Below are 26,198 nucleotides of genomic sequence, written 5' to 3'. Positions count from 1 at the left end.
ACCCCACGGGCCGACCTCCGGATCCGGGCCCGTCCGCAGGGGCGGTGTGCCGCTGCGGACGGGCCCGGCGGGCGGTGCTACTTCACGTCGACGAAGTCACCGGTGGCGATGGCCGCCGGAGTCGTGGTCGTGCCCGCGAAGTTGTAGCGCCAGTAGCCGTCCTCGACCGCCTTGACGGTCGTCTTCAGGTTGCCGGTGCCGTTCGTCTTCACCGTCTTGACGGTGGTGTACGCGTTGCTGTTCTTCTTGCGGAACTGCAGCTTCACCGGCTGGCCGGTGTAGCCCTGGTACTTGTACGTCTCCCAGTTCGCGCGGGCCAGCTTGCCGGTGACCGTGATGGTCTTGCCCTTCTTCACCGGTTCGGGGGCCGCGTTGACCGTCTGGGTCGACGCGCGCTGGACGTGCTGGGACTTGTACGCGTTGTACTCGACCCACTCGCCGTCCTTGGCCAGTGCGGAGACGTAGACCTTCCACGTGCCGGCGAGGCTGTTCTTGTACAGGTCGTTCTGCGAGCGCGGGTCCACCTTGAAGGAGACCTTGCAGGTGGACGTGGTGGCGTTCACCTTGGTGCACTTGGAGACCTGCGAGGTGTTGTCGTCCACCTTCGGGCCCAGGTAGCCGTCGACGTCGCTGTCGATGTTGCTGCCGTGCCAGAGAAAGACCACGGCGTCCTGGATACCGGAGTTGTCGGTGGCCGTGACGCTCGCCGTGATGGTCTTCGCGACCGTGGTGCCGAGGACGATGTCCTTGCCGCCGTTCACGGTCACGCTGCTGACCCTGGTGTCGACGGCGGCCCGGGTGACGTGGGCCTGCACGCCGTGGGGCGCGGTCTTGAACACGGAGCGGGCGGCATCCAGGACACCCGCCCCGGGAGCCCCGTCCGCCTGGGCGGCGGCCGGGACGACGAGAGCGGAGAGAGCCAGGGCGCCGGTGACGGCGGCCACGGTGGCACGTATACGCATGTTCTGTTCCCCATGTGGAGAAGGGGACCGGCGGAGGTTTCGTCCATCCGCGTGGCCCATGTGGTCTGTGAAACCTGGTGGCTTCACAGACCAGACGGGCGACGAGGGTAAAAGGTTGTGCACGATGTGAAGATTCGGAAACCATGCGGCGCAGCACCGGCCGCCATGGCCTCAGTCGAACCAGCAACACCGCCCGTCACGGCCTCAGTCGAACCAGCGGTCCCGCTCCAGCTCCTCCGTGCGCGATGGGTCCTCGATCAGCGCCGCCACCTCGAAACGGCGCGGCCACTGCCCCGCCGCCCAGGCGAGCCCCGCCGCCACCCCCTCCAGGGTGGCCGCGTGCAGCACGCCGTCGCGGGTCCGGTGCCAGTCCAGTTCGACGCCGTTCGCGAGCAGTTCCTCGTGCTCGACGTATGTACGCGGGGTGCCGGGACCGAGCAGCGCCCGTACCGCGTCCGGGACCTCGTGCTCCTCCCCCGCCGTGGTCACCTCGGCCTCGACGCTCTCGCTCAGCCGCGCGACCTGGAGCAGCTCGGCCAGCTCGGCGGCCCGGTCGGGAGCCACCGGGAGCAGCGCGGCGCCGGACGTCAGCGGGAGCAGGTCGGGGGCGTCCGCGACCAGGGCGTCGGCGGCGTCCACCACCCGTACCTCGCCGTCCACCACGGCACGCAACTCGTCCGGGAGTGTGACCTGTTCCGGGTCGAGACGGGCCAGCTCCCCGTAGAGCGCGTGCAGTTGGCGCGCCGAGACCTCACGGTCCGGGTCGGCGAGCCGGGTCAGCAGCTCCGCCGCGCCGCCGGGCTCGTCGAGCAGGGCGGCCACGGACGTCCGTACACCCAGGGCGCGCAGCACCTGCTCGTCGTCGAATCCGGTCGCGTCCGCCTCGTCGTACAGCCCGGCCAGCAGCGGGTCACCGCCCGCGGCCCGCAGCCCGGCGGGGCGCCGGCCGTCGAGCACCGGGTGGCCGCGCAGCCACCAGGCGGTGTACGGGCGTACGGACTCGGTCGTGCCGTCCGGCAGGAGGACCCGCACCGGCTGGGTCAGGGCGTCCCGCAGCGGCGGGCGGGAGAGCAGCGCGAGGGCCTGCGGCCAGCTGTCGTCGTCGACCAGTTCCAGATCCCGTACGGCGACGATCTCCGTGGCGACCGGCGGCACCGGGCCCTGCGGCAGCTGGTCGAGCACGTCCTCGCACCAGACGTCCACGGCGTCGAGCAGCCCCGCGTCGTCCGGCTCGGCGAAGTCGCCCTCGCGCGGTTCGAGTTCGTCCGGGTCCAGGACCACATCCGTGGTGCGGACCAGGGCGAACGTGGCCAGCACGCCGCAGGCGGTCAGCGGCTGCTCGCCCCAGCGGTCGGCCAGTTCGGCGTCGCACAGGGCCAGTTCGCCCTCGCTCATGACGGCGGCGAACGGGCTTCCGGGCAGCACCAGTTCACCGGCCGGTACGGTCTCGCCGTCCTCGTCGGGGAGGGCGAGCGCCGCGAGCCAGGGCTCGTCACCGGGCTCCAGCTCCGCCTCCCGGACGAGCGCGAGCACGACATCGGCGAGGTCGTCGGCGGCCAGGGCGCCCTCGTCCTCCTCGTCGTACCAGATCTCCCCGGCGTCCATCGAGGCGGCGACGGCCGCCCGCACCTGGGGGGTCGTCAGGACGGCACGCGGGGTGGCGGGCAGGGCGCCCAGCTTCTCCAGGAGCGGGTGCGCGGCATCCGGATGGGCGACCTTCAGGCCGAGCCGGGCCAGGTCGGCGGGGGTGTCGGCCAGCGGCAGCAGGACCTGCCGCGGGCCGACGGCGGTACGGCCCGACGCGAGCGGCACGGGCAGCCCGGAGAGCCGGTCCGGGTCGACCCCGGCCAGGGTCTCGTACAGCCGCCGCCACCAGGACGGGGCGCGTTCGGCACCGCCGATGCGGTCGATGGCGTCGCCGAGCGGCAGCCGGCCGACGCCCAGCGTGCGCAGCTCGGCGCGGCGTTCGAGACCGGCGGGCAGCAGTGTCGGCAGCACTTCGGCCAGTACCCGTACGGTGTCCTCGCCCGCGCCTTCGACGACTTCGGCCTCGAAGGGGCGCAGGGCGTGGCGGCGCTCGCCGCCTTCCCCGTCGGCCTCGCCGCCCACGTCCTCCAGCGGCGCGGCGGGAGCGAGGAACGCCACCCGGTTCAGCCGCTCCAGGATCGCGGCCCGCAGCGCGCCGTCGAGTTCGCCCTTGCCGAGCGGGCCCGGCACCAGGTCGATGGTGGCGACCGAGACCGGTTCCCAGCCGCCGAGCAGCTCCGCGTACGCGTCGGCCGCCCGCTGCACCAGGAAGTCGGTGAGCGGCCCGGGGGCGGGGTGGCGGCGGGTGGTGTCCAGCGGCAGCGAGGCGATGAGCAGCGCGGGCACGCCGAGCGGTTCGTCGGTCGGGGTCGGCGCGTGGACGACCGGGGCGGTGCCGGGGCGTACGGGGGCGCCGTCGCCGTCGACCGGCACGGCCCAGGTGACCGACCAGTGCGGGCGCAGCCGTTCCTCGACGGGCCGGTCCGCGAGCAGGGCGCGCTCCAGCGGGCCGTGGTGGGCGACGGTGCGCCAGCGGTGGATGCCGCCGCCGGCGGCGCTGTCGTCGATGTGGACGTACGCCCCGTGCTCGGAACGGGTCAGGGTACGGATGCCGTCCGGGGTCTCGACCACGATCTCGGCCAGGCCGGGCAGGGTCAGCAGCAGCGCGTCGTCGATCGCGGCGACCAGCCGCCGGGCCAGGTCCTCGGCGCCGGTGTCGCGCAGCGGCAGGATGACGACGGTGTCGTATCCGTCGGGGGCGGTGCCCTCGGCGGGCAGCGGGAGGCGCAGCAGCGGTACGTGTCCCTCGCGGCGGCGCAGTTCGTCGGCGAGGCCGTCGGCCGGTGTCTGCGGCGGGGCTGGCGTGCGGGCTTCCTGCGTACGGGCAGCTCCGGCCGCCAGCTCGCGGGCCTCGGAGAGGGACCACCGGACGCCGCCGTGCCGGCCGACGACCGCCGGCTCGTCGCTCACCGCGAGGACGGCGGCGAACCCGACCCCGAAACGGCCGACCGCGGCCTGTGCGTCGGCGTCGGTGCGCTTGGCCGAGGCGCGGAGCGTGCTCAGCGACTCGACGCCGGCGGCGTCCAGCGGGGCACCGGTGTTGGCGGCGACGAGAACGGCGGGATCGTCGCCCTCGCCGGGCCGCAGGGTGAGGCGGAACCGGCCCGGCACACCGGCGCGGGCCGCCGCGTCGGCGGCGTTCTGGGCGAGCTCGACGACGAGACGGTCACGGTAGCCGCCCAGCGCGAGGTCCTCCTCGGCGTTGGCGTCCTCGCGGAAGCGGGCGGGGGTGGTGGCCCAGGCATCGAGCACGCCGCGCCTCAGGCGGGCCGTCCCGAAGGGGTCGGCGGCGTCTGTCGCTTCCACGATCACGGCTTGTGCTCCTCTGTGGGGCGGGGTGTGGGGGGACCGTCCCGGTCCCGGGTGAAGGTACCGCGTGACGGAGTACGGAGAGAGGCGCGGGTGGGGCGCCTGGGGCGGGCTTGGCTTGTTCCCCGCCCTGCTCTCCCCTGCCCGCCTCGCCTCTCCCCGCCGGTCCTCTTCCTGCGCTCCCCGGCCCTTCTTCACTTCCCGTGGCTCCGTGCCGGGTCCCGCTCCGCGATCTCCTCCGGTCACCCGGCGGTGGGCGGGGGCCGCCCGGAAAGGTCTGTGCCCGACGCGGGTGACGGGACCACCGGAGCCCGCGGGGAGGACGGCAGGCGCGTACCTCATGCCGGCCCGAGCCACCCGAGTCCCCGAGCCACCCGGGTCAGAGGGTGACCACGGTCTGTCCGTGAGCGCGGCGCCCCGCTTGCAGTTCGACGGCTTCCCGGATCCGCTCAATGGGGAAGGTGGCGGCGATCGGCACGGCGATCTCACCGGCGACGACGGCGTCGGTGATCCGCTTCAGGCCCTCGGGCCGCGCGTCGATGCCGCCGGTAGCACGTACGCCCCCGGGCGGGTCGGGGAGAAGGGGAAACCCGGCCCCCGCCTCACGCCCCTCAGCAGGGCCACCCCTCAGGAATGCCCCAGGTCGTCGGCCCCCGACGCCGCCTCCGCCGAGACGGAGACCGAGCCGCCCTCCGGGTCCGGGCGCAGTGCGAACGGGTCCGCGGCGGTCGAGTCCAGTACCAGCGGCGCGGGCCGCGGCGGCTTCGGCATGACCGCCGCCTCCGAGTGCCCGCCGCAGCCGTACGACAGCGACACCACATGCCCGTCCGCCGGGCCGAACTCGTTGCCGCAGACCCCGAAGGCCTGCCGCAGCGAACCGGAGAGCGGGACCAGGAAGGCACACGTCACACAGGAGGCCGGGGCCGCCTGGGCCATCGGGGTCTTCGCGCCGTACTCCTCGTCCCAGCGGTCCGCCGCCTGGTGCAGGCCGTACCGGGACAGCACCCGCGCCCGCCGCATCCCCAGCTCTTCGGCGACCGCGGCGACCGTGCCGCGGGCCGGGACCGCGGTGCGGTCGATGACCTCGGCGTCCTCCGCCTCGACCCGCTCCGCCAGCTCGTCGGAGAGCACGGAGTTGGGCGGCGGCGCGTCCTCGCCCGAGAAGCCGGGCTCCAGGCGCAGGTCCTCCGCCTCGGTGGGCAGCAGGTCGCCGGGGCCCATGTCGCCGGGGCGCAGCCGCTCGCTCCACGGCACCCACTCGGGGGCCAGCAGCGAGTCGGAGCCGGGCAGCAGGACCGTCTCGTCGAGCGTGACGAGCTTCGCCCGGGATGCCCGGGCGACCGTCACCGCCCAGCGCCAGCCCCGGTAACCGGGTTCCTTGCACTCGAAGTAGTGGGTGACCACCCGGTCGCCCTCGGCCACCACAGAGACGTGTTCGCCGACCACCCCGGGGAAGGCAGCTTCCTCCGCCGCCTCACGGGCGAGGTCGACCGCCTCGGCGCACAGGCGGTCAGGGGTACGGCTTCTCGTCGTCGCAGCACTCACAGGTCTCGCTTCTCTCCTACGCCGTCTCACGGGTGCGCCGGACGAACTTCGCGTACGAGCAACGGGCGGAGCGGACCAGAGGACCGCGTCAACGTCCGCACCCGACATGCCCGGGGGCGCACCTTCTCCCACCCATTCTGCGGGATAACGGAGAGGCGCACAGCCAAGGACAACCGCAAGGTGGCGCGCTGGAGGCTGCCGGCCGCACCCGGGCGGAGGAGCCCGCGGCGTCTGGCGCCGTGCATCGCAAGGCGGAAACCGCCCCGGTAACCGAAGTCACTGGGCGGTTCCGACAACGCAGCGAGGTGCGGTGACAGGCGTCGCGGGCCCGCCCGGGAGTGGTCGGCAGCCTCCGTGCACGCTACCCCTTCTCCGGCTCTCGTCCCACCTGCGCGTCCGAATCCCGGTTCGGGTCGTACGGGGTTGGGGCACTATGACGGGGTGACCACCGCAAGGTCGTCCGACGGATTCAGCCCGGCGCGCAGGGTGGGGCGGGCCGTCGGTCATGCCCTCCATCGGCCGTTTACTGGTACCGCAAAAGGGATCAGACGGGCGACGAACGCTCATGGGGCGGGCGAGTCGGGCCTCGGCAAACTGATCGAGCTGCACGCCGTGAACAGCGCGGGTGACGTGATGATCACGGTTGCGCTGGCCTCGACCGTCTTCTTCTCCGTACCGACCGACCAGGCCCGCGGCCGTGTCGCGCTCTACCTCCTGGTCACCATGGCGCCGTTCGCGCTGCTCGCCCCGGTGATCGGCCCGCTGCTCGACCGGCTGCCGCACGGCCGCCGGGCCGCGATGGCCGCCGCGATGCTGGCCAGAGCGGTCCTCGCGCTCGTCATGTCGGGGGCCGTGGCCACCGGCGGCCTGGAGCTCTATCCGGCGGCGCTGGGCGTCCTGGTGGCGTCGAAGGCGTACGGCGTGGTGCGCAGCGCGGTGGTCCCCCGGCTGCTGCCACCACGTTTCTCGCTGGTCAAAGCCAACTCCCGGGTCACGCTCGGGGGGCTGCTCGCGACCGGCGTGGGGGCGATGATCGGGGCCGGGCTGCACCGGATCGGCTCCGCCTGGCCGCTCTACGGGGCGTCCGCCGTCTTCCTGTTCGGGGCGTTCCTGGCGTTCACGCTGCCCCGCAAGGTGGACTCCGCGAAGGGCGAGGGCAGGGCCCGGCTGATGGAGGAGGCCGACGGGCGCAAGCCGTCGCTGCGCACGGTCGGACCCTCCGTGCTGAACGGTCTGGTGGCGAACTCCGCGCTGCGCTCGCTCTCCGGCTTCCTGATCTTCTTCCTGGCCTTCCTGCTGCGCGAGCACCCGATGGCCGGTCAGAACGCCGCCGTGTCGCTGGCCATCGTGGGCGTGGCGGCCGGCGGGGGCAACGCGCTGGGCACGGCCGTCGGCGCGCTGCTGCGCTCGCGCGGGCCCGAGATCATGATCGCCACGCTGCTCGGGGTGGCGCTGGGCACCGCGGTGCTCACGGCCGTCTTCTTCGTCTCGGTGATGGTGACGGTGCTGGCCGCGATGGCCGGGTTCGCGCAGGCGCTGGCCAAGCTGTCGCTGGACGCGATGATCCAGCGGGATGTGCCGGAGACGGTCAGGACCTCGGCGTTCGCCCGGTCCGAGACGGTGCTCCAGCTGGCGTGGGTGGTGGGCGGCGCCATCGCGATGGTCCTGCCGCTGAACGGCGTGCTGGGCGCCTCGGTGGGGGCCGCGCTGGTCGCGGTGGGTGCGATCACGACCGTACGGGGGCTCCTGACGGCGGCGCGGCGCGGCTCGCCGCACCCCCGCGTGGCGTGACCTGTGCCGGGCGATAGCCTTCGCCCCATGACCGTTGCGCTTCTTACTGGTAAGGGCCGCCGCACCGCCGCCGCTCTCGGTGCCGTGTCCGCCGGACTCCTCGTCCTGTCCGCCTGCGACAAGCCGACGCCGCTGGCGACCGTGACGGTCGGCACGAACTCGGTGCACTCCGAGGCCGCATGCTACAACGACGGCAAGAGCCTCGACATGGCCGCTTCCAAGTCCTGTGCCGCGAAGAAGAAGGGCACCAAGTCCATCAAGGTGGACCCGGACAAGACCGTGCGCATCGGGGTGGACCCGAAGATCGCCGACAAGGGCTGGGTGCTGCTGCTCAACGGCCAGCAGCTGACCGCCGTCAGCAAGAAGACCTACACGACGGTCCCGGGAAACGTCTTCTTCAACTCCCAGTACGGCGCCAAGGGCAATTCCTCGACCATCGCCATCGCCGAGGGCGACGGCACCACCAAGGTCTTCGGCCTCTGGTCGTTCGTCTTCAAGAAGGACGCCTGACGCCTTGCGTGTACTCATCGTGACCGCGGTCCCCGCTGAGCGGGACGCGGTCACGCGCGCGTTCGGGGGCACCACCGGCCAGGGCGCGGGGACCGGCTGTTACGACGTGATCGCGGCCGGGGTCGGTCCGGCCGCCGCTGCCGCCGGGACGGCGACCGCGCTCGCGCTCGGCTCGTACGGCCTGGTGGTCTCGGCGGGCATCGGCGGCGGGTTCCACGCCGCGCCGGGCTCGCTGCTGGTCGCCGACGCCATCGTGGCAGCCGATCTGGGCGCCGCGACGCCCGACGGCTTCGTGCCCGTGACCGAACTCGGCTTCGGCTCGGTGGAGCACCGGCCGCCCGCCGCTCTCGTCCGGGCCGTGGCCGACGCCACCGGTGCGACACCCGGCACCGTACTCACCGCTTCCACCGTCACCGGCACCGCCGAACGGGCGGCCGGGCTGCTGGCCGCCCACCCCGCGGCCGTGGCCGAGGCGATGGAGGGTTTCGGGGTGGCCGAGGCGGCTGCGCAGGCCGGTGTGCCGGTGCTGGAGATCCGGGCGGTCTCCAACGCCGTCGGCCCGCGCGACCGCGACGCCTGGCGCATCGGCGACGCGCTGGCCGCGCTCACCGCGGCTTTCGGGAAGCTCGCGCCCGTACTGGAAGGCTGGACCCGCACATGACCGAAGCAACCGAAGCACCGCTCCTCACCGAGGCGCTGAACATCGCGTTCTCGCCCTGCCCCAACGACACGTTCGTCTTCGACGCCTGGGCCCACGGCCGGGTGCCGGGGGCGCCCCGGATCGATGTGACGTTCGCGGACATCGACATCACCAACGGGATGGCCGAGCGCGGCGAATTCGACATCCTGAAGGTGTCGTACGCGGTGCTGCCCTGGGTGCTCGACGAGTACACGCTGCTGCCGTGCGGCGGGGCGCTCGGGCGGGGCTGCGGGCCGCTGGTCCTCACGCGGGGGCCCGGCGTGGACCTCACCGGGAAGACCGTCGCGGTGCCGAGCGAGCGCTCGACGGCGTATCTGCTGTTCCGGCTGTGGGCGGCCGAGGTGGTGCCCGGCGGGGTCGGCGAGATCGTCGTGATGCCGTTCAACGAGATCATGCCCGCCGTGCGCGACGGCAAGGTCGACGCCGGTCTGGTCATCCACGAGGCGCGGTTCACCTACCAGGAGTACGGACTGCACTCGCTGGCCGACATGGGGCAGCACTGGGAGTCCACCACCGGCCTGCCGATCCCGCTGGGCGCGATCATCGCCAAGCGGTCGCTGGGCGAGGAGCGGCTGCGGGAGCTGGCCCGGACGGTCCGCGCGTCGGTACGGCAGGCCTGGGACGACCCCGAGGTGTCCCGTCCCTATGTGCTGGGTCACGCGCAGGAGATGGATCCGGCGGTCGCGGACCAGCACATCGGGCTGTACGTGAACGAGTTCACGGCCGACCTCGGCGAGGACGGCTACGCGGCGGTCCGGGGCCTGCTCACGCGGGCGGCCGCGGAAGGGCTGGTACCGGCGCTGCCGCCCGAGGCGCTGGGCTTCGTCTGAGCACCGGGGCACCGGGTGCCTGCTCCGTCCGGGAACGGGTCCGGCTTCCCGGGGCGGGGCACTGCCCGCCCCGGGAAGCCGGGAGACCATATCCGTACGGTCAGACGTCCAGCTGGTCGGCGACCGCCCGCAGCAGGCCGGCGATCTTCGCCCCGGCCGCCTTGTCGGGGTAACGGCCGCGCTCCAGGCTCGGCGTGATGTTCTCCAGGAGCGTCGTCAGGTCCTGCACGATGGAGGCCAGCTCGTCGGGCTTGCGGCGCTGGGCCGCTGCCACCGACGGCGTGGGATCGATGATGGTCACGGTCAGCGCCTGGTCGCCGCGCTGGCCCGCGACGACGCCGAACTCCACGCGCTGCCCCGGCTTCAGGGCGTCGACTCCGGACGGGAGAACCGACGAGTGGACGAAGACGTCGTCCCCGTCGTCGCGGGAAAGAAAGCCGAAGCCTTTTTCCGAATTGAACCATTTGACCTTGCCGGTGGGCACCGTCTGTCCTCGTCCTCGTAGTCGTAGAAAACGGCTCTGGATAGCACTGCAGCGGGTCACCCGACCCGCCTGGACTCAGGCTAGTGGTCCGGCTCGTGGTCCGGGGACCAGTAACGAGACGTCACTTCGTAGTTCCTCCGCGCTGGGAACTACCCTGGCCGGGTGAGCAATGAAACCCAATCGGCCGACACCCCTGACGACACCCGTGCCGGTGACCGTCTTGTGCAGGCCGGCGCGATCATCTTCTTCGTGGGAGCCGTGGCCACGCTCGTCACGGTGGCCCCGCTGTTCCTCGGCACGCACCCGTTCCCGTCCGTCGCGTATGCCGTGTGCATGCTGATGGGCGTCGGCTTCGTCGTCGCAGCGGCCGGGCTGCTGCGCTCCATCGCGGACCAGCGCCGACGGGCGCGCGCCGTGATGGCGGGTCAGGCGTCGGCGGCGACCCCTGCCGCGTAGCCGTCCAGCCACGCGGGGAACTCGGTGAGGTCCTTGAGGATCACCTCGGCTCCGGCCGTGCGCAGGTCTTCCGCACTGATCGGGCCGGTCGGCACGGCGACGGAGAGCGCGCCCGCCGTGAGCGCCCCGCGCACGTCCCCGATGTGGTCGCCGACGTACACCGACGCGCCGTGCTCGCGCAGCGCCTCCGCCTTGGCCTCCGCCCAGAGCCAGCCGATGACGGCGTCCGGCTCGATGCCGAGGTGAACGAGGTGGCGCACGGCGTCCGGCTGGTTCTTGGCCGTGACGACGATCGCCCGCCCGCCGAGCCCCCGTACCGCCGCCACCGCTTCGGCGGCGCCCGCCATCGCGGTGGACGGCTCTATCGCGTATGTGGGGTAGATCTCACGGTAGCGGTCGCGCATCGCCGGAATGTGTTCCTCCGGAAACCAGTGGGCCAGCTCCATCTCCAGCGGCGGGCCGAGCCGGGTGACCGCGAGACCGGCATCGATGTACGTCCCGGTCTCGGCCGAGAGGGCCGTCAGGGCGGCGTGAATCCCGGGCCGGGAGTCGATCAGGGTCATATCGAGGTCGAAGCCGACCGTCAGCGGGTGTGAAGACATACCCTCCATCCTCCACCTCGCTCCGCCCGGCACCTGACCGGCCTGTCCGGGATGGCTGAGCTTAGACTTAGCCAAGCCTTACCAACTTTCCGGAATGGGTCAGATGTCAACTCCCGTGGCCCGCCGCCGCATCGCCTGGACGGCCGCCGCCGTCGTGGCCCTGCTGCTGGCGGTCCTGCTCAGCCTCGCGGTCGGGGCACGGGCCATCGCACCGTCGGCGGTGATCGACGCACTGCTGCACGGCGGCCACAGCAACACCGCCGAAGTCGTCCGCGAACTGCGCGTGCCACGCACCCTCATCGGTCTCATGGTGGGCGTCGCGCTCGCCCTGGCCGGGACCGTGCTCCAGGGCATCACCCGCAACCCCATCGCCGACCCCGGCATCCTCGGCATCAGCCAGGGCGCCTCCGTCGGCGTCGTGCTGGCCATCGCCTTCGCCGGGATCCACACCCTCACCGGGTACGTCTGGTTCGCCTTCGCCGGGGCGGCGGTCGCGTCCGTCGCGGTGTACGCCATCGCGTCGCGGGGACGCGGCGGCGCCACCCCGGTGAAGCTCGCCCTCGGCGGGGCCGCGATCAACGCGCTGCTCGTCTCCGTGGTGCAGGCGGTCCTGACCACCAAGGCGTCGGCACTGGACGAGTTCCGTTTCTGGCAGGTCGGCTCGATCAGCGGCCGGGACACCGACATCGTCGGCCAGATCTGGCCGTTCCTGCTGGTGGGCGTGGTGCTCGTGGCCTCGGTCGCCCGCGGTCTCGACGCGCTGGCGCTGGGCGACGACATGGCGAAGGGGCTGGGCCAGAAGGTCGCGGCGGTCCGCATCGTCGGCGGCATCGGCGCCACCGTACTGACCGGGGTCGGTGTCGCCGCCGCCGGGCCCATCGCCTTCATCGGCCTCGCGGTACCGCACATCGCCCGCGCGATCGTCGGCAGCGACCACCGCTGGGTGCTGCCGATGGCGGCCCTCATCGGCCCGGTGATGCTGCTGGTGTCCGACACCGTCGGCCGGGTCGTCTTCCCGCCGAGCGAGGTTCCGGCCGGCGTGATGACGGCCCTGATCGGGGTGCCGTTCCTGGTGACCCTCGTACGCCGGAAGGCGGTCCCGGCGTGACAACGGCCGCTCCCGCTCCCTCGACAACGACAGCGCCGGCGGCGCCGGGCGTCCGCCCCGCCGGGTACTCCCTCGTACGGGCCGGGCGCGGGACGTTCCTGCTGCACCGGCGGGCGGCGGCCGTCGCCGTGGCGCTCGCCGTGCTGCTGGCCGTCACGTGTGTCGCGTACCTCTGTGTCGGTGAGGACTTCATCGCACCCGGCGAGGTCGTCAAGGTCATCCTCGGCAGGCCCTCGCCCGACGAACTCGTCGTCGGCACCCTGCGGCTGCCCCGGATGGTCGTCGGGCTGCTCGTCGGCGCCGCCTTCGGCGTGGCCGGGGCGCTCATCCAGACCGTCGCCCGCAACCCGCTGGCCAGCCCCGACATCATCGGCATCAGCAAGGGCGCGGGCGCGCTCACCGTCGGCGCGATGTCCCTCGGCGTGACCTCCACCGCCGTCCTGCCGTACCTCTCGGTCGCCGGGGGGATCACCGCCGCCGCCCTGGTGTACGTCTTCGCCTGGCGCGGCGGGCTGCACGCCACCCGGTTCGTGCTGATCGGCATCGGCTTCGCCATCGCGCTCGGCTCGGTCACCCAGCTCTTCCTGACCAAGGGCGACTACCTGGTCGCCCAGCAGGCCCAGATCTGGCTCACCGGCTCGCTGAACGGCCGCGGCTGGAGCCAGGCCGGGCTGCTCGGCTGGGTGCTGCTCGCGCTCGTACCGGCGATGCTGTGGGCCGCGTACGCCCAGCGCACCGTCTCCATGGACGACGACACCGCGACCGCGCTCGGCATCCGGCTCGGGCGGGTGCGGCTCGGTCTCGTGCTGCTCGGTGTGGTGCTGGCGTCGGTCGCGACCGGGGCCGCAGGGCCCGTCGACTTCGTCGCGCTGCTCGCCCCGCAGATCGCCCGCCGGATGACCAGGACCGCACAGATCCCGCTGCTCTGCTCGGCGCTGATGGGCGCGTTCATCGTCGTCCTCGCCGACCTGCTCGGCCGCAAGCTGCTCTCCCCCACCGAACTGCCGGTGGGCGTCCTCACGGCGGCGGTCGGCGCGCCGTACCTGATCTGGCTGATCGCGAAGAATCACGGCGCTCGCGGCCGTAGTGGAGGCAACGCATGACCAGCAGGCCGACGCCGGAGACCAGGCTGACCGCCCGGGAGCTGACGCTCGCGTACGACGACCGCACCGTCGTCGACGGACTCGACCTCGCCGTGCCCGACGGGCGGGTGACCGTCATCGTCGGGCCCAACGCCTGTGGCAAGTCCACCACCCTGCGGGCCCTGGGGCGGCTGCTCAAACCGCGCAGCGGGGCGGTACTGCTCGACGGGGCCGAGCTGGCCCGTACGCCCACCCGGAAGATCGCGCAGTCGATCGGGCTGCTCCCGCAGTCCCCTTCGGCGCCCGAGGCGATCACCGTCGCCGACCTGGTGGCACGCGGCCGCCAGCCGCACCAGCACTGGTGGCAGCAGTGGTCGGACGAGGACGAGCGCGCCGTCACCGGTGCCATGGAGCGCACCGACATCACGGCGCTCGCCGAGCGGGCCGTGGACGAACTGTCCGGCGGGCAGCGCCAGCGCGTCTGGATCGCGATGGCGCTCGCCCAGGAGACGGATCTGCTGCTGCTCGACGAGCCCACCACCTACCTCGACATCGCCCACCAGGTCGAGGTGCTGGATCTGATGCGCCGGCTCAACAAGGAGCGCGGCAGGACCGTCGTCGCGGTGCTGCACGACCTCAACCAGGCGGCCCGGTACGCCGACCACCTGGTGGCCATGAAGGACGGCCGGATCGTCGCCGAGGGGCACCCCGGGGAGATCGTCACCGCGGAGCTCGTACGGGAGGTGTTCGGCCTGGAATCGGTCGTCATCCCGGACCCGGTGACCGGGTCGCCGCTGGTCGTGGCGGGGGCGCCGTGGAACGCGGGTGCGGGTGCCGGGACGGGCGGAGAAGCGGACGCGGAGGTCCCCGCGCCCGCGGACCTTTCCTGAAGCGCCGTGGAGTGCGCCCCGGAACCACATAGTGGAGGCCCGGGGCGCCGCGTCAGCGCGGTCCGGGCGAACGCCGTCGAAAGGGCTCCTCATGAAGCGCTTACTCCACCGCCACCGTGCCGTCGCGACCGCTCTCGCGCTCACCGGTGCGCTGGCTCTCACCGCGTGCGGTTCCGGCGACACCAGCGGCAAACCGTCCGCGGGGGCGACCGCCACCCACACCATGAAGACCGCCATGGGTGACGTGAAGGTCCCCGACCATCCCCGGCGGGTCGTCGTCCTGGACACCGCCGAGCTGGACTCCGCCGTCACGCTCGGCGTGAAGCCGGTCGGCTCCACGCACGCCGACGTGAAGTCCGGATTCCTCGACTACCTGCCCAAGGACGAGGTCGCCGGGATCAAGGACGTCGGCGAGATGCTCCAGCCCAATCTGGAGACCATCGCCGCGCTCAAACCCGATCTGATCCTGACCAGCAAGATCCGGCACGGCGACAAGTACAGCCAGCTCAGCGCCATCGCGCCGACCGTCATGACGGAGAACACCGGCTATCCGTGGAAGGCGAACTTCCAGGTGCACGCCGAGGCCCTCGGCAGGCAGGCCGAGGCGAAGAAGACCGTCGCCGCGTACACCGCGCACGTCCGGCGGGTCGTGGCCGCACTCGGCGGACCCGCGAAGGCGGCCGCCACGAAGGTCGGTGTGGTGCGGTTCGTGGAGGGCGCCGACATCCGGATCTACGGCAGGAAGAACTACATCGGCACGATCCTCACGGACCTCGGCGTCGGCCGCCCCGCCATCGCCGACAAGGCCAAGGACGGCTTCACGTACGACGTGAGTCCCGAGCGGATCGACCTGGCCGACGCGGACGTGCTCTTCCACTCCACATACGGCGACCCGGCGAAGGCCAAGGAGACGCAGACCACGCGGAGCGGCCTGTGGAAGGACCTGACCGCGGTGAAGAACGGCAAGTCGTTCGGCGTCGACGACCAGCTGTGGATCCAGGGCATCGGCTACACGGCGGCCGACCGGATCCTCGACGAGCTGCGGACGGACCTCACCGGGCGGTGACCGGCCGGGGCAACTGCCCCGGCCCAGCACTGTGCCGCCGCCCCGGGAGGGGGACGGCGGCACAGTGGGTGTGGCTACGCAGTGAGTACGCCGTGGGTAAGCAGTGGGTAAGCAGTGGGTACGACGGCGTATCCGGGGTTACGCGGGTACCTCAGGCTCCGGCCTGCATGGCACCGATCTGGGTACCGGCGTCGACCGAGAGCGAGCCGTCCGCGAAGGACTCGCCGGGGATGATCCCGCCGCCGGGGGTCCTGAGCGTGAACGAGACCTCGTTGGCCTTCGCGCCGCCGGTGCCGCTCGGCACCTGGATGTCGAAGTGGACCGGGTGGCCGGGGCTCATGGTCACGGCCGTGCCCTGCGCCCCGTACGACTTCGCGGTCACACCGTCCAGGGAACCGTGGTTGTAGAAGTGCACCCCGGTGGGCGAGCCGGCCAGCTTGCAGGACTCCGTGCCGGGCGCCGCGGTCAGCGTGACCCGGTAGTGGCGGTGGCCGGCGCTGGAGGCATCCGGAGTGATCTTCGCCGTGTGGTTCGCCGGGCGGCAGGAAGAGACCTTGACTCCGGTCGTGGCAGCCGTGTGCGCTGTGGTGGATGCCTGCGCGACTCCCACACCGGCGGCACCTGCCAGCGCGGTGGCGGCAACCGTCACGACGAACCTGCGAGACATGCCCATGGAACTCTCCTTCGAACATCCGCTCATGATCCGGCTGGTCGAAACTCGCCGAACCCCTGTCTGCGAACAGCCTGCCCGATACACCGACCTGAGATCGTCACAGGAAAGCAACACGCCTGCTACAGCCGCAAACTGAGACACAGTGGACGCGACGGACGCAGCCGGGGCGGCGGGAGGCAGCCGTGCTGCCAGGACCGTACGAGCGGCGTTACGAGCGGCGTTACGGCAGCCGTCTCCGCGCTCGCCACACCAGGTACAGCGCGGTGGCACCGGCCGCCACCCGCAGGACGACCGGCCACACCCCGGAGATCGCGTCACCCATCCCGTGCGCCGGGATCGGCGTGCCCCAGCGCCCGTCGGCCCGTCCCCACAGCCAGACGATCCCGCCCGTCAGGACCAGCCCCGGCAGGCCGAGCACCGCCCACTTCGCCTCGGCGCGGCTGAGCCTGCGCGAGACGTACGCGAGGAGCCAGCCGGCCCCGAGCGGGATCAGCGAGCCGAGGACAGCGCCGACGACCAGCAGTGCCGCCGCGAGCAGCAGGAACGGGCTGGAGAAGCCCCCGGCGACGGCCCGTACGGCGCCGCCGCCCCCGGCCGCCCGCACTCCGCCGCCCCCGGCCGGGCGGCGGCCGAGCAGCGCCCGCCCTCGGCGCGGCTGCGCCTCCACGAACTCACCGTCCGCGCCGTCCTCTTCGGCTTCGCCGACGGCGTCGGCATCGTCCGGGTCGTCGCCGGACTCCGCGCCGGGCGGCGGTTTGAGTATCTCGGGGATCTCCACCCCGCCGGTGAAGCCGGGCACCGCGTCACCGGCCCCGAAGGGTCCCGGCTGGACGCGCCACCAGTCCGGTTCGCCTCCGGACGGGCCCAGTTCGTCCTCGCCCGCGAGGTGGGGCGGTGAGGCGGCCGTCGAACGCGGGGGCTGCGGCTCGGGCTTCTCGCCCTTGCCCAGCCCCCATCTGCCGCCCCCAGGTCCGGACTTGCCCGGTGCCGTTTTACCGAGCGCCGTTTTACCGAGTGCCGACTTGCCCAGACCCACCTTGCCCAGCCCGGTCCGGCCCGGCGCCGGCCCGCCGCCGTCGCCCTCGCCGCCCGGCTGCCCGTTCCGCCGCGGGCGGGGCATGCGACGCGCCCGGTCCTGTACGGGATCGGGGCCCAGTTGCGGCGGGCCCGGTGGGGGGCCGCCGCCCGTCGCCGCCGCCACCTGCTCGGCCGGCGTACCGAGCCGGCCGAGGATGCGGCGCACGTCGGCCTCGCCGCCCGCGTCGGCCCCGGCGCGCTGCCGGTCGATCTCGCCGCGCAGCGAGGAGACGAGCCGCATCCGGTCGGCCGAGGTCAGTTGCCGCTGAGCCAGGTCACCGACCCGGCTCAGATAGTCGTAGACGAGCTGATCGCTCTCGATCCCCACGGACTCGCACCCCTTCACGCCGCTCTGCACCGACCGTAGCGCTCCCACCGCGCACCGTCCGTACTCCCCGGCTCCTTCCGCTGCCCTTTTCCCGGCCTTTTGCCCCGGGCCCTCGCCCCGGCCCGTTCCCGAACCGCCTTACCATGCCCTTTCCTGACCTTCCCTGACCTTTCCTTTCCTGACCTTCCGCAGCCGCTTTCCCGGGGGTTTCCCGGGGGTTTCCCGCACCCTTCCCCCGCACCCCTTTCCGCACCCCTCCCAGTGCTCTCCCGGTGCTCTCCCGGTGTCCTGCCCGCCCGCACCGGGGCGAAGTCATCGGGCCCAACGTGGGGCGATGCGCCATCTCCCGGCAAATCTCAGTAACGTGGGCCGGATGGGGACCCGTCCGCACTATGGGAGGCGCACGTGCCGGAACGAACACGCAGCACGCCACCGCGCACCCTCGCGGAGGCCCTGCGCACCCGCGACGACGCATCCCTGACCGGGCTGCTGCGGGCACGGCCCGATCTGCTGACGCCGGTGCCCAGCGATCTCAGCCAGCTCGCGACCCGGGCGGGCACCCGCGCCTCGGTCGTACGGGCGCTGGAACACCTCGACCGCTTCACGCTCCAGACGGCGGAGGCGCTCGCGGTCGCGCCGGACCCCGCTCCGTACGAGACGCTCCTCGCCCTGATGGCCGGTGACGAGTGCGATCCGGAGGTCGCGGACGCGCTGCCCGGCGCGGTCGAGCGGCTCCGCGAACAGGCTCTGCTGTGGGGCCCGGACGACCGGCTGCGGCTCGTCCGCACGGCCCGCGAACTCCTCGCCCCCTCCCCCACGCACCCCTCGCCGACCGGCCTCGGGCCGACGGTGGCGGAGGCGACGGTCGGGATGTCCCCGGGCCGCGTGCAGGAGATCGTCACCGCGGTCGGCCTCGCGGGCACGCATGACTCGGTCTCCGCGGTGACCGCGCTGACCTCGCTGTTCACCGACCGGACCCGGATGTCGGCGCTGCTCGACGAGGCCCCGACCGAGTCGCTGAACGTACTGAGCAGGCTCGTCTGGGGCCCGCCGTACGGCGAGGTGGCCGCCGCGCCGACCCGGCCCGTGCAGTGGCTGCGCGACCACGGGCTGCTGCTGCCCGCCAGCGCGCGCACGGTGGTACTCCCCCGGGAGGCCGCGCTGCATCTGCGCGCCGGGCGCGCCCACCAGAGCGCGGAGCCGCGGCCGCCCGCCGTGGTGCCCGCACGCGAATACGGTCCACAGGCTGTGGACGCGGCGGCGGCCGGCCAGGCGTTCACCGCGCTCTCCACCATCGAGGACCTGCTCAAGGACTGGGACGAGGGCGGCCCCGCCGTCCTGCGCTCCGGCGGCCTCAGCGTCCGCGACCTCAAGCGGACCGCCGCCGCGCTGGACATGAGCGAGCCGCTGGCCGCCTTCTGGGTCGAACTCGCCTACGCGGCAGGGCTCCTGGCGGCCGACGGCGAGGCCGACGAACGGTTCGCCGCCACCCCCGCGTACGACCTCTGGCTCGACTCGCCGGCCCAGGAGCGCTGGGCGGACCTGGTCACGGCCTGGCTCACCGCCACCCGCACCCCGGGGCTCATCGGCGGCCTCGACCCCAAGGGCCGCGCCCTGTCCACCCTGGGCCCCGAACTGGACCGCGCCGCCGCTCCCGAGGTGCGCCGCAGGATCCTGGGCCTGATGGCGACCCTGCCGGAGGGCACCGCCCCCGACCCTGAGTCGCTGCTGACCCGGCTGCGCTGGGAACGCCCGGTGCGCGGCACCGCGTCCGGCCGCAGTACGGGCCCGGCCACGGCCGCGGACATCCCGACGGCGCGCCACACCCACGGCGCGTCCCCGGTCGGCGATCTGCGCTCGCGCATCGCCCAGTGGACGCTGAACGAGACGGAACTGCTGGGCATCACCGGCCGCGGCGCCCTCTCGACGCACGGCAGGGCACTCCTCGACACCACGCCCGGCACCGGCCCGCGCCCCGCCCCGACCTCCGCCGAACTGGCCGAGGCGCGCTCCCGCGCCGCCGAAGCGATCACCCCGCTGATCCCCGAACCGCTCGACCACGTCCTGCTCCAGGCCGACCTCACGGCCGTCGCCCCCGGCCCGCTGGAGCGGCCGCTCGCCGCGCTGCTGGGGGTCGCCGCCGACGTCGAGTCCAAGGGCGGCGCCACCGTCTACCGCTTCACGGCGGGCTCGGTGCGCCGGGCGCTCGACGCCGGGCAGACCGCGGCCGACCTGCACGCCTTCCTCGCGGCCCACAGCCGTACGCCGGTGCCGCAGCCACTCACGTACCTGATCGACGACGTCGCACGGAAGCACGGCCACCTCCGGGTCGGCGCGGCCTCCTCGTACGTACGCTGCGACGACGACGCGGTCCTCAGCGAGATCCTGGCCGACACCCGGTCCCAGTCGCTGCGGCTGCGCCGCCTCGCACCCACGGTGCTCGCCTCCATGGCCGCCCCGGCCGGGCTGCTCGAAGGGCTGCGCTCGATGGGCTTCGCCCCGGCCGCCGAGTCCGCCGACGGCGCTGTCCTGATCACCCGCGCCGACGCCTACCGCACACCGCCGCGCACCGCGCCCGCCCCGGTCCCGGAAGGGCCGCCGGTGCCCGACGACGTCCTGCTCGGGGCGGCGCTGCGGGCGATCAGGGCGGGCGACACGGCCGCCACGGTGGTCCACGCACCGGTCCAGGAGTACGGGGACCTGCCGCGCACACCGTCCGCCGAGACGCTCGCCACGGTGCAGGCGGCGGCGATGACGGGCGCGGCGCTCTGGATCGGCTACGTCAACGCGGACGGCGCGGCCAGCAAGCGCGTGATCGCGCCGGTCCGGGTCGAGGGCGGCTTCGTCACGGCGTACGACCACACCGCGGACGACGTCCGCACGTATCCGCTGCACCGCATCACGGGCGTTGCGGAGCTGACCGACGACCCGTCCTGACGGCGGACCACCAACGGGACGCCCTGGCGACCGGAGCGGACTTCCGCGCGGGGGCCTTCTTGGCGGGGGCCTTCTTCGCCGGGGTCTTCTTGGCGGAGCTCTTCTTCGCCGGAGCCTTCTTGGCGGGGGTCATCCTGGCCCGCAGGGCGTTCGGCAGCGCCGGCCTGCGGGAAGGGGAAGTGCCCGCCGCCCGCCCGGAGCCCGGCCGGTCCGCCGACGCATCGGGTGCGGCCGGCCCGGTCCGCTCCGTCCGGGGCCTCCGCTGCCACCAGTGCGTGCGGCGCGGGTGCAGCGCCCGTCCCAGCCGCCGCCCGAGCAGCAGATATCCGATCAGCGCGCCCGTCGTGTTGAGGATCACGTCGTCGATGTCGAAGGCGCGCCCGGTGATCAGCAGCCCCTGCGCCGTCTCGACGAGGAGCATCACCACGGCGGTCACCAGCACCACCCGCAGCAGCCCGCGCGCCTTGGGGATCAGTACGGGCAGCAGCACCCCGAACGGCAGCCCGAGCAGCACATTGCCGCCGATCTGCTTGACCGTGTCACGGAAGGCCGGTTGGTCCACGTACGTCCGGATCGAATCACCGGGTGTGAGGTTCGTGTGCGTGAGGTCCACCGAGGCCGCGGACGGCACAAGCGTCACCTTGGCCAGGGCGACGGCGAAGCCCACCATGCACACGAAACCGACCAATAACACAAGGGCGCGCATCACTGCTGAGGCCCACGTACGGCGCTGTAGTCGCGGTTCGGAGTCCATGACGCAGCGTGTACCCCGGCCGGGATGCGCGACACTGGTGGTTTGGCCGTATCGAAAGGCCTCACGGCGCGAAGGGACTCATGGCGTGAACGGACCTCTCATCGTCCAGAGCGACAAGACACTGCTCCTGGAGGTGGACCACGAGCAGGCGGACGCCTGCCGTCGCGCCATCGCACCGTTCGCGGAGCTGGAGCGCGCCCCGGAGCACATCCATACCTACCGGCTGACCCCGCTCGGCCTGTGGAACGCGCGCGCCGCCGGGCACGACGCCGAGCAGGTCGTCGACGCGCTGGTCGAGTTCTCCCGCTACCCCGTGCCGCACGCGCTCCTGGTGGATGTCGCCGAGACCATGGCCCGGTACGGCCGGCTCACGCTCTCCAAGCACCCCGTGCACGGCCTGGTGCTCACCTCGACCGACCGGCCCGTGCTGGAGGAGATCCTCCGCTCGAAGAAGGTCGCCCCGCTGGTCGGCGCCCGCCTCGACCCCGACACGGTCGCCGTGCACCCCTCCGAGCGGGGCCAGATCAAGCAGACGCTGCTCAAGCTGGGCTGGCCCGCCGAGGACCTCGCGGGGTACGTCGACGGCGAGGCGCACCAGATCGACCTGGACCAGGAGAGCTGGTCCCTGCGGCCGTACCAGAAGCAGGCCGTCGAGAACTTCTGGCACGGCGGCTCCGGCGTGGTCGTCCTGCCCTGCGGCGCGGGAAAGACCCTGGTCGGGGCCGGGGCGATGGCCGAGGCGAAGGCGACGACGCTGATCCTGGTCACCAATACCGTCTCCGCCCGCCAGTGGAAGCACGAGCTGATCAAACGCACCTCCCTCACGGAGGAGGAGATCGGCGAGTACAGCGGTACGAAGAAGGAGATCCGCCCGGTCACCATCGCCACGTACCAGGTGCTGACGACCCGCAGGAAGGGCATCTACCCGCACCTGGAGCTGTTCGACTCGCGCGACTGGGGCCTGGTCATCTACGACGAGGTGCACCTGCTGCCCGCGCCGGTCTTCAAGTTCACCGCCGACCTCCAGGCCCGCCGTAGGCTCGGACTCACCGCGACGCTCGTACGGGAGGACGGCCGCGAGTCGGACGTCTTCTCGCTGATCGGACCCAAGCGGTTCGACGCGCCGTGGAAGGAGATCGAGGCGCAGGGCTACATCGCGCCCGCCGACTGCGTGGAGGTCCGGGTCAATCTGACGGAGACCGAGCGGCTCGCGTACGCGACGGCGGAGGCGGAGGAGAAGTACCGCTACTGCGCGACGACCGCGACCAAGCGGAAGGTCACGGAAGCGCTGGTCCGCAAGCACCAGGGCGAGCAGACCCTCGTCATCGGCCAGTACATCGACCAGCTCGACGAGCTGGGCGAGCATCTGGACGCCCCGGTCATCAAGGGCGAGACGACGAACGCGCAGCGCGAGAAACTCTTCGGGGCGTTCCGCGAGGGCGAGATCAGCGTGCTCGTCGTGTCGAAGGTCGCGAACTTCTCGATCGACCTTCCGGAGGCGACGGTCGCGATCCAGGTCTCGGGGACGTTCGGCTCACGCCAGGAGGAGGCGCAGCGGCTGGGCCGGGTGCTGCGTCCGAAGGCGGACGGGCACGAGGCGCGGTTCTACTCGGTGGTGGCGCGGGACACGATCGACCAGGACTTCGCCGCGCACCGGCAGCGGTTCCTGGCCGAGCAGGGGTACGCGTACCGGATCGTGGACGCGGACGAACTGCTGGCGGAGAAGGACGTGGAGACGGACGTGGAGAAGGACGCGGACACCGACGACGGGACGGCTTCCTGAGCGCTCCGCGCTCCGCGGTCAGCGGCGGCCGTGCTCGCCGAGGATCATGACGCTGAAGGCGGCGGAGGCGAAGGCCCCGACCGCGCGGACAGCGCTGCGGACGGGACGGGCCGCGGGGGTACGCGGCGCGGAGGTGCGGGGCGCGGTGGCGGTTGCTGTGGTCATGTATCCATGATGGTTTTCCGGCGGCCGTGAGGCATCGGGCTGTGGTCGGAACACGCCGGGTGGGCCCGTACGACTCAAGTCCCATGGGATCCCCTACGGGACGGCGGCCGGAATCAGGGCCGCCGGCGGGGCCGGACCGCGTTCCGGACGCGAATTCCGCACGGCCCGAACGCCCACGTCGGCGCCAACGACAACGCCCCGCACGGCACTTGGCCGAACGGGGCGTTGCACAGGGGGTCTCCGGGGGGGGGAGGCGGTCAGACCGCTAAATCCCCTTGGGGACCTTGATGATGTCCCACTCGCGGTCGTCCGTGTTGCTGCACTCCTGAAGCGTGAGCCGGCTCTTGGTGGTGACCGGCCGGCCGGGCGGGCTGTTCCCGTCGACGTTCAGGCAGAGGTCATGGCTCGCGATGTTGTGGAACCAGTAGTGGCCGTCCCGCTGCTTTTCGAGCCACCACAGCTGGTTGTCGGGGTGGGTGCCGGCGCAGGTGAACTCGGACACCAGGGCCCCGACCGGCTGGGCTCCGCCGTACGGCGGGTCCATGCAGAAGCGGTCCTTGATGTTGCGGATCTGGAAGAGACTGTTGTTGTGGGGGCCGCCGTGCGGGTGCTGGACCTCCAGGTCCCAGACCTGGTTGTCCGCGTCCGTGAAGTTGCAGTCGCTCTCCTGGACCGGGCCGTCGATCGCGCCGTTGTCCCTGCCGGAGAGTTCGGCACAGAGCTTGGTCACCGAGTTCCTGATGGCCACGTGCTTCTGGTTCGCGGGGTCCGCGGGCTTCTTCTTGGCGCCGGCCCCGTACGGATTCGGTCCCGCGACGGCGTCGGGGGTGCGCAGCGGGGCGGTACGCACCGGTACTCGTCGACGACGTCGCCCGTGTTGCGCAGCCGTAGCCGCACGGTGGCCGTACTGCCGGGGTCCACCGTGGTGGACGCAGGCTCCAGAGAGGTCCGGATGCTCACGCGCCGGACACTCACCACCACCATGACGCCGTGTCACCAGGCTGCGGGGCAGATCCCTTGCCCAACACGGCAGCCTTACGTGCCCTTCGCGCCGACATCCGGAAGGCACCGTTCAGCCCCTGCCACCTGCACGCCTTCCTGCACTGACGCCATCAGAACGCGCGCCACCCCGCCCCGGCCGGCCGACTCCACCGGAACAGGCCAGGTTCCGGAGGTGATCGACCGCCGTTCTCAGCGCTTCCAGCTCGGCCATGCGTTGTGCGTTCCGCTCGGCCATCGCCGCGTTCAGCCCCGCGAAGAACCGCGTGCGGTATGCCAGGTCCGACTCGATGCGCTGCAATTCGGCGAACAAGGCGGGCAGCTCCGGCCGTTGCGGGGCGAGCAGACGCATGATGCGGGGGAAGTACCGCCGCAAGCAGACCTGCACGGACCCTGCGGCGAGGGCCAACCTGACCAGCGAGTGCGTCACGGCTGCTGCCCCCCGTGCTCGGCCTGCCAGTGCCGCCTGCGCAGCACGCGGCAGTCGGTTTCCCTGCTCGCGTCGTGCTCGGCCCTGGCGACGGCTTCGGCGAGGTCGAACTCCTCACACTTCAGGCATGGTTCGGGGTCGCTCTCGTTACCTGACGGCCTATCACTGATGGTCACGATCCCAGCCTCCTGCGGCTCCGCACATTGATCCGTGCGATCTCAGCGGTAAGCAGCTCGACGCGGGTCGGGGTCCGCACCTGCTCGGGAACGGCTTCCCATTCGGCGCCGCCACTGACGGGCCGCAGCGACCAGTACGGGCCGGCGAGCCCGCGGAATTCTCCGACCTGATTGCCGTGCCCCGTGTCGACCATGAGCGTTCCGAGAGCCGGGACGTACGAGGGTTCCTGCCTGTTCGGGCCGTTCTGTACGGACATAGCCGCTCCTCTCTGTAGTCGTTCTGCTACCGAGAGGACTCAGCGTGGCCTACGGTTGAGCTGCCTTCAACTTGCGTTAATTGCTCGGGTAGTTAGGTGGTAGCTGTTGAACCGAAAAGAGTTGGACCCCGAAAAGTCACCAGGCGCAGCGTTCGGACAGTTGCTGCGCAGGTTGCGGGACGAGCATGGATGGACACAGGACGAGCTGGGTGAGCGCCTGGGGTGCTCCGGGACGCACATTTCCGCCGTCGAAACTGGTCGACGCCCTCCAACTACCCGATTCATGAAAAGTGCTGACCAGGTGTTCGGGACCGGTGACAAGTTCGAACGCCAGGGTCGAGCCGTACGGCACACGGCGCTGCTTGAGGGGTTCCCGGAGTACGTCGGGCATGAGGGCCGGGCAGCGGAAATCCGGCTGTACGAAGTGGGCGTCATCCCTGGCCTGCTTCAGACCCCGGAGTACGCGTCGGTGCTGGGAGACAGCACCGTCAAGCGTGGCGTCACCTCGCCCGACCAGGCAGACGAGCGGATAGCGCTCGTTGCACAGCGTCAGGCATCGTTGATCCGGACGCCCGCTCCGCTGGTCTTCGTAGTGCTTGATGAGAGTTGCCTCCGACGGCCCATCGGTGACAGTGCCGTCATGGATGCTCAGTTCGCGCGCTTGGTCGAGTTCGCCGAACTGCCGAACACCGTGCTCCACGTCGCGCCGTTCGACATGGGAGTGCGCCGCCCGCTGAGCCTGCCTGTGACCGTGCTCACGATGCCCGATCGCTCGCTCGTGTCGTACGCCGAGTCCGCCCAACGGGGCCATCTCGAAAGGGAAAGCACCTCGGTGCTGCCCATGTTGACCGCCTACCATCAACTACAGGCCGAAGCGCTGTCTCAGGCTGCGTCCGTGGCCATGATCAGCCAGTTACGAAAGGGCACCCCGTGACGACCGAATCTCCCCGCTGGTTCAAGTCCTCGTACAGTGAGAACGGCGGCCAGTGCATCGAGGTCGCCGCAAACCTCGCCGCCTCGCGCGGCGTCGTCCCCGTCCGTGACTCCAAGAACCCGGGCGGCCCGGTGCTGGACTTCCGCACCAGCTCGTTCGCCTCCTTCGTGGCAGGCGTCAAAACCGGAGAGTTCGGCGCCGTCTGACACCCGGCCCTCACCTACCGAAATCAGGGTTGCCCCATCCTGCGATGCAGGGTGGGG

The 26,198-nt window shown here is 72.1% G+C and carries 25 protein-coding genes and 1 pseudogene; 13 read left to right on the top strand and 13 right to left on the bottom strand.

The features are described from left to right. Positions 1-77: 77 nt before the first annotated feature. The 3 genes from OG285_RS19845 to OG285_RS19835 form a co-directional block, all read right to left on the bottom strand. Complete coding sequence (locus tag OG285_RS19845) at positions 78-962, bottom strand: DUF5707 domain-containing protein (RefSeq protein WP_356827926.1); 885 nt, start codon at positions 960-962, stop codon at positions 78-80. Between the two features lie 204 nt (positions 963-1,166). Further along, positions 1,167-4,355: a sacsin N-terminal ATP-binding-like domain-containing protein gene (locus OG285_RS19840; protein WP_371793567.1), complete on the bottom strand. Its 3,189-nt coding sequence runs from the start codon at positions 4,353-4,355 to the stop codon at positions 1,167-1,169. Between the two features lie 630 nt (positions 4,356-4,985). Then, positions 4,986-5,903 (bottom strand): DUF3027 domain-containing protein, encoded by a 918-nt coding sequence (locus OG285_RS19835; protein WP_356827922.1) that lies wholly within the window; start codon positions 5,901-5,903, stop codon positions 4,986-4,988. Between the two features lie 441 nt (positions 5,904-6,344). Here OG285_RS19835 and OG285_RS19830 point away from each other — a divergent pair, with 441 nt between their 5' ends. From OG285_RS19830 to OG285_RS19815, 4 genes are read left to right on the top strand one after another with little or no spacing between them, the layout of a single operon-like run. Continuing rightward, the gene (locus OG285_RS19830; protein WP_371791736.1) at positions 6,345-7,694 is read left to right on the top strand and encodes an MFS transporter; all 1,350 of its coding nucleotides are present in this window, start codon (positions 6,345-6,347) and stop codon (positions 7,692-7,694) included. Positions 7,695-7,721: 27 nt separating this feature from the next. Then, entirely contained in the window at positions 7,722-8,204 is a 483-nt protein-coding gene (locus OG285_RS19825) for a DUF2771 domain-containing protein (protein ID WP_356827918.1), read from the top strand. Between the two features lie 4 nt (positions 8,205-8,208). Then, entirely contained in the window at positions 8,209-8,865 is a 657-nt protein-coding gene (locus OG285_RS19820) for a futalosine hydrolase (RefSeq protein ID WP_371791735.1), read from the top strand. Continuing rightward, the gene (locus tag OG285_RS19815) at positions 8,862-9,734 is read left to right on the top strand and encodes a 1,4-dihydroxy-6-naphthoate synthase (RefSeq protein WP_356827914.1); all 873 of its coding nucleotides are present in this window, start codon (positions 8,862-8,864) and stop codon (positions 9,732-9,734) included. Before OG285_RS19820 ends, OG285_RS19815 begins: the two co-directional genes overlap by 4 nt. Before the next feature lie 100 nt (positions 9,735-9,834). On the opposite strand, the gene OG285_RS19810 is transcribed toward OG285_RS19815, so the two are convergent. After that, positions 9,835-10,218, bottom strand: a complete 384-nt coding sequence (locus tag OG285_RS19810; RefSeq protein ID WP_356827912.1) for a cold-shock protein — start codon at positions 10,216-10,218, stop codon at positions 9,835-9,837. A gap of 162 nt (positions 10,219-10,380) precedes the next feature. On the opposite strand from OG285_RS19810, the gene OG285_RS19805 reads away from it, so the two are divergent. Continuing rightward, positions 10,381-10,674: a hypothetical protein gene (locus OG285_RS19805; RefSeq protein WP_371791734.1), complete on the top strand. Its 294-nt coding sequence runs from the start codon at positions 10,381-10,383 to the stop codon at positions 10,672-10,674. On the opposite strand, the gene OG285_RS19800 is transcribed toward OG285_RS19805, so the two are convergent. Beyond that, positions 10,644-11,285, bottom strand: coding sequence for an HAD family hydrolase (locus OG285_RS19800; protein ID WP_371791733.1), 642 nt, complete (start codon positions 11,283-11,285; stop codon positions 10,644-10,646). The two genes, OG285_RS19805 and OG285_RS19800, sit on opposite strands and share 31 nt — an antisense overlap. Positions 11,286-11,379: 94 nt before the next feature. Between OG285_RS19800 and OG285_RS19795 the strand changes: the two genes are divergently transcribed. The 4 genes from OG285_RS19795 (at position 11,380) to OG285_RS19780 (ending at position 15,422) form a co-directional block, all read left to right on the top strand. Then, positions 11,380-12,384 carry a FecCD family ABC transporter permease gene (locus tag OG285_RS19795; protein WP_371791732.1) on the top strand — a complete coding sequence of 335 codons (1,005 nt, stop codon included), beginning with the start codon at positions 11,380-11,382 and terminating at the stop codon, positions 12,382-12,384. Next, positions 12,381-13,487: a FecCD family ABC transporter permease gene (locus tag OG285_RS19790; RefSeq protein ID WP_371791731.1), complete on the top strand. Its 1,107-nt coding sequence runs from the start codon at positions 12,381-12,383 to the stop codon at positions 13,485-13,487. Before OG285_RS19795 ends, OG285_RS19790 begins: the two co-directional genes overlap by 4 nt. Further along, a complete protein-coding gene (locus OG285_RS19785) occupies positions 13,484-14,356 on the top strand; it encodes an ABC transporter ATP-binding protein (RefSeq protein WP_356827901.1) in 873 nt (290 codons plus the stop codon). The genes OG285_RS19790 and OG285_RS19785 overlap by 4 nt, the downstream gene beginning before the upstream one ends. Before the next feature lie 91 nt (positions 14,357-14,447). Then, on the top strand, positions 14,448-15,422 hold the full coding sequence (locus OG285_RS19780; protein ID WP_371791730.1) for an ABC transporter substrate-binding protein: 975 nt from the start codon (positions 14,448-14,450) through the stop codon (positions 15,420-15,422). Positions 15,423-15,573: 151 nt separating this feature from the next. On the opposite strand, the gene OG285_RS19775 is transcribed toward OG285_RS19780, so the two are convergent. Both OG285_RS19775 and OG285_RS19770 read right to left on the bottom strand, forming a co-directional pair. After that, complete coding sequence (locus tag OG285_RS19775; protein WP_371791729.1) at positions 15,574-16,095, bottom strand: DUF4232 domain-containing protein; 522 nt, start codon at positions 16,093-16,095, stop codon at positions 15,574-15,576. Between the two features lie 220 nt (positions 16,096-16,315). Next, on the bottom strand, positions 16,316-17,500 hold the full coding sequence (locus OG285_RS19770; RefSeq protein ID WP_371791728.1) for a hypothetical protein: 1,185 nt from the start codon (positions 17,498-17,500) through the stop codon (positions 16,316-16,318). Between the two features lie 405 nt (positions 17,501-17,905). Here OG285_RS19770 and OG285_RS19765 point away from each other — a divergent pair, with 405 nt between their 5' ends. Continuing rightward, positions 17,906-20,437 (top strand): helicase C-terminal domain-containing protein, encoded by a 2,532-nt coding sequence (locus OG285_RS19765; protein WP_356827894.1) that lies wholly within the window; start codon positions 17,906-17,908, stop codon positions 20,435-20,437. Between the two features lie 280 nt (positions 20,438-20,717). Here the strand turns inward: OG285_RS19765 and OG285_RS19760 are convergent. After that, positions 20,718-21,191 (bottom strand): annotated as a pseudogene (locus OG285_RS19760) (VanZ family protein); the annotation flags it as partial. Positions 21,192-21,276: 85 nt separating this feature from the next. Between OG285_RS19760 and OG285_RS19755 the strand changes: the two are divergent. Then, on the top strand, positions 21,277-22,974 hold the full coding sequence (locus tag OG285_RS19755; protein WP_371791727.1) for a DNA repair helicase XPB: 1,698 nt from the start codon (positions 21,277-21,279) through the stop codon (positions 22,972-22,974). Positions 22,975-22,992: 18 nt separating this feature from the next. Here OG285_RS19755 and OG285_RS19750 read toward each other — a convergent pair whose 3' ends face one another. The 5 genes from OG285_RS19750 to OG285_RS19730 all read right to left on the bottom strand — a co-directional run bounded on the left by OG285_RS19750 (position 22,993) and on the right by OG285_RS19730 (position 25,001). Continuing rightward, entirely contained in the window at positions 22,993-23,139 is a 147-nt protein-coding gene (locus OG285_RS19750; RefSeq protein WP_371791726.1) for a hypothetical protein, read from the bottom strand. A gap of 265 nt (positions 23,140-23,404) precedes the next feature. Further along, complete coding sequence (locus OG285_RS19745) at positions 23,405-23,989, bottom strand: RICIN domain-containing protein (RefSeq protein ID WP_371791725.1); 585 nt, start codon at positions 23,987-23,989, stop codon at positions 23,405-23,407. 222 nt (positions 23,990-24,211) lie between these two features. Further along, on the bottom strand, positions 24,212-24,490 hold the full coding sequence (locus OG285_RS19740) for a hypothetical protein (protein ID WP_356827886.1): 279 nt from the start codon (positions 24,488-24,490) through the stop codon (positions 24,212-24,214). 74 nt (positions 24,491-24,564) lie between these two features. Then, on the bottom strand, positions 24,565-24,744 hold the full coding sequence (locus OG285_RS19735; RefSeq protein ID WP_371791724.1) for a hypothetical protein: 180 nt from the start codon (positions 24,742-24,744) through the stop codon (positions 24,565-24,567). Further along, on the bottom strand, positions 24,741-25,001 hold the full coding sequence (locus OG285_RS19730; RefSeq protein ID WP_356827882.1) for a hypothetical protein: 261 nt from the start codon (positions 24,999-25,001) through the stop codon (positions 24,741-24,743). Before OG285_RS19730 ends, OG285_RS19735 begins: the two co-directional genes overlap by 4 nt. 103 nt (positions 25,002-25,104) lie before the next feature. Between OG285_RS19730 and OG285_RS19725 the strand changes: the two genes are divergently transcribed. Continuing rightward, a complete protein-coding gene (locus OG285_RS19725) occupies positions 25,105-25,935 on the top strand; it encodes a helix-turn-helix transcriptional regulator (protein WP_356828322.1) in 831 nt (276 codons plus the stop codon). After that, a complete protein-coding gene (locus OG285_RS19720) occupies positions 25,932-26,141 on the top strand; it encodes a DUF397 domain-containing protein (RefSeq protein ID WP_356827880.1) in 210 nt (69 codons plus the stop codon). The genes OG285_RS19725 and OG285_RS19720 overlap by 4 nt, the downstream gene beginning before the upstream one ends. Positions 26,142-26,198 lie beyond the last annotated feature (57 nt).

It is taken from the genome of Streptomyces sp. NBC_01471, from assembly GCF_041438865.1.
Lineage (GTDB): Bacteria > Actinomycetota > Actinomycetes > Streptomycetales > Streptomycetaceae > Streptomyces.
This window is presented reverse-complemented; position numbering and strand designations above follow the sequence as displayed.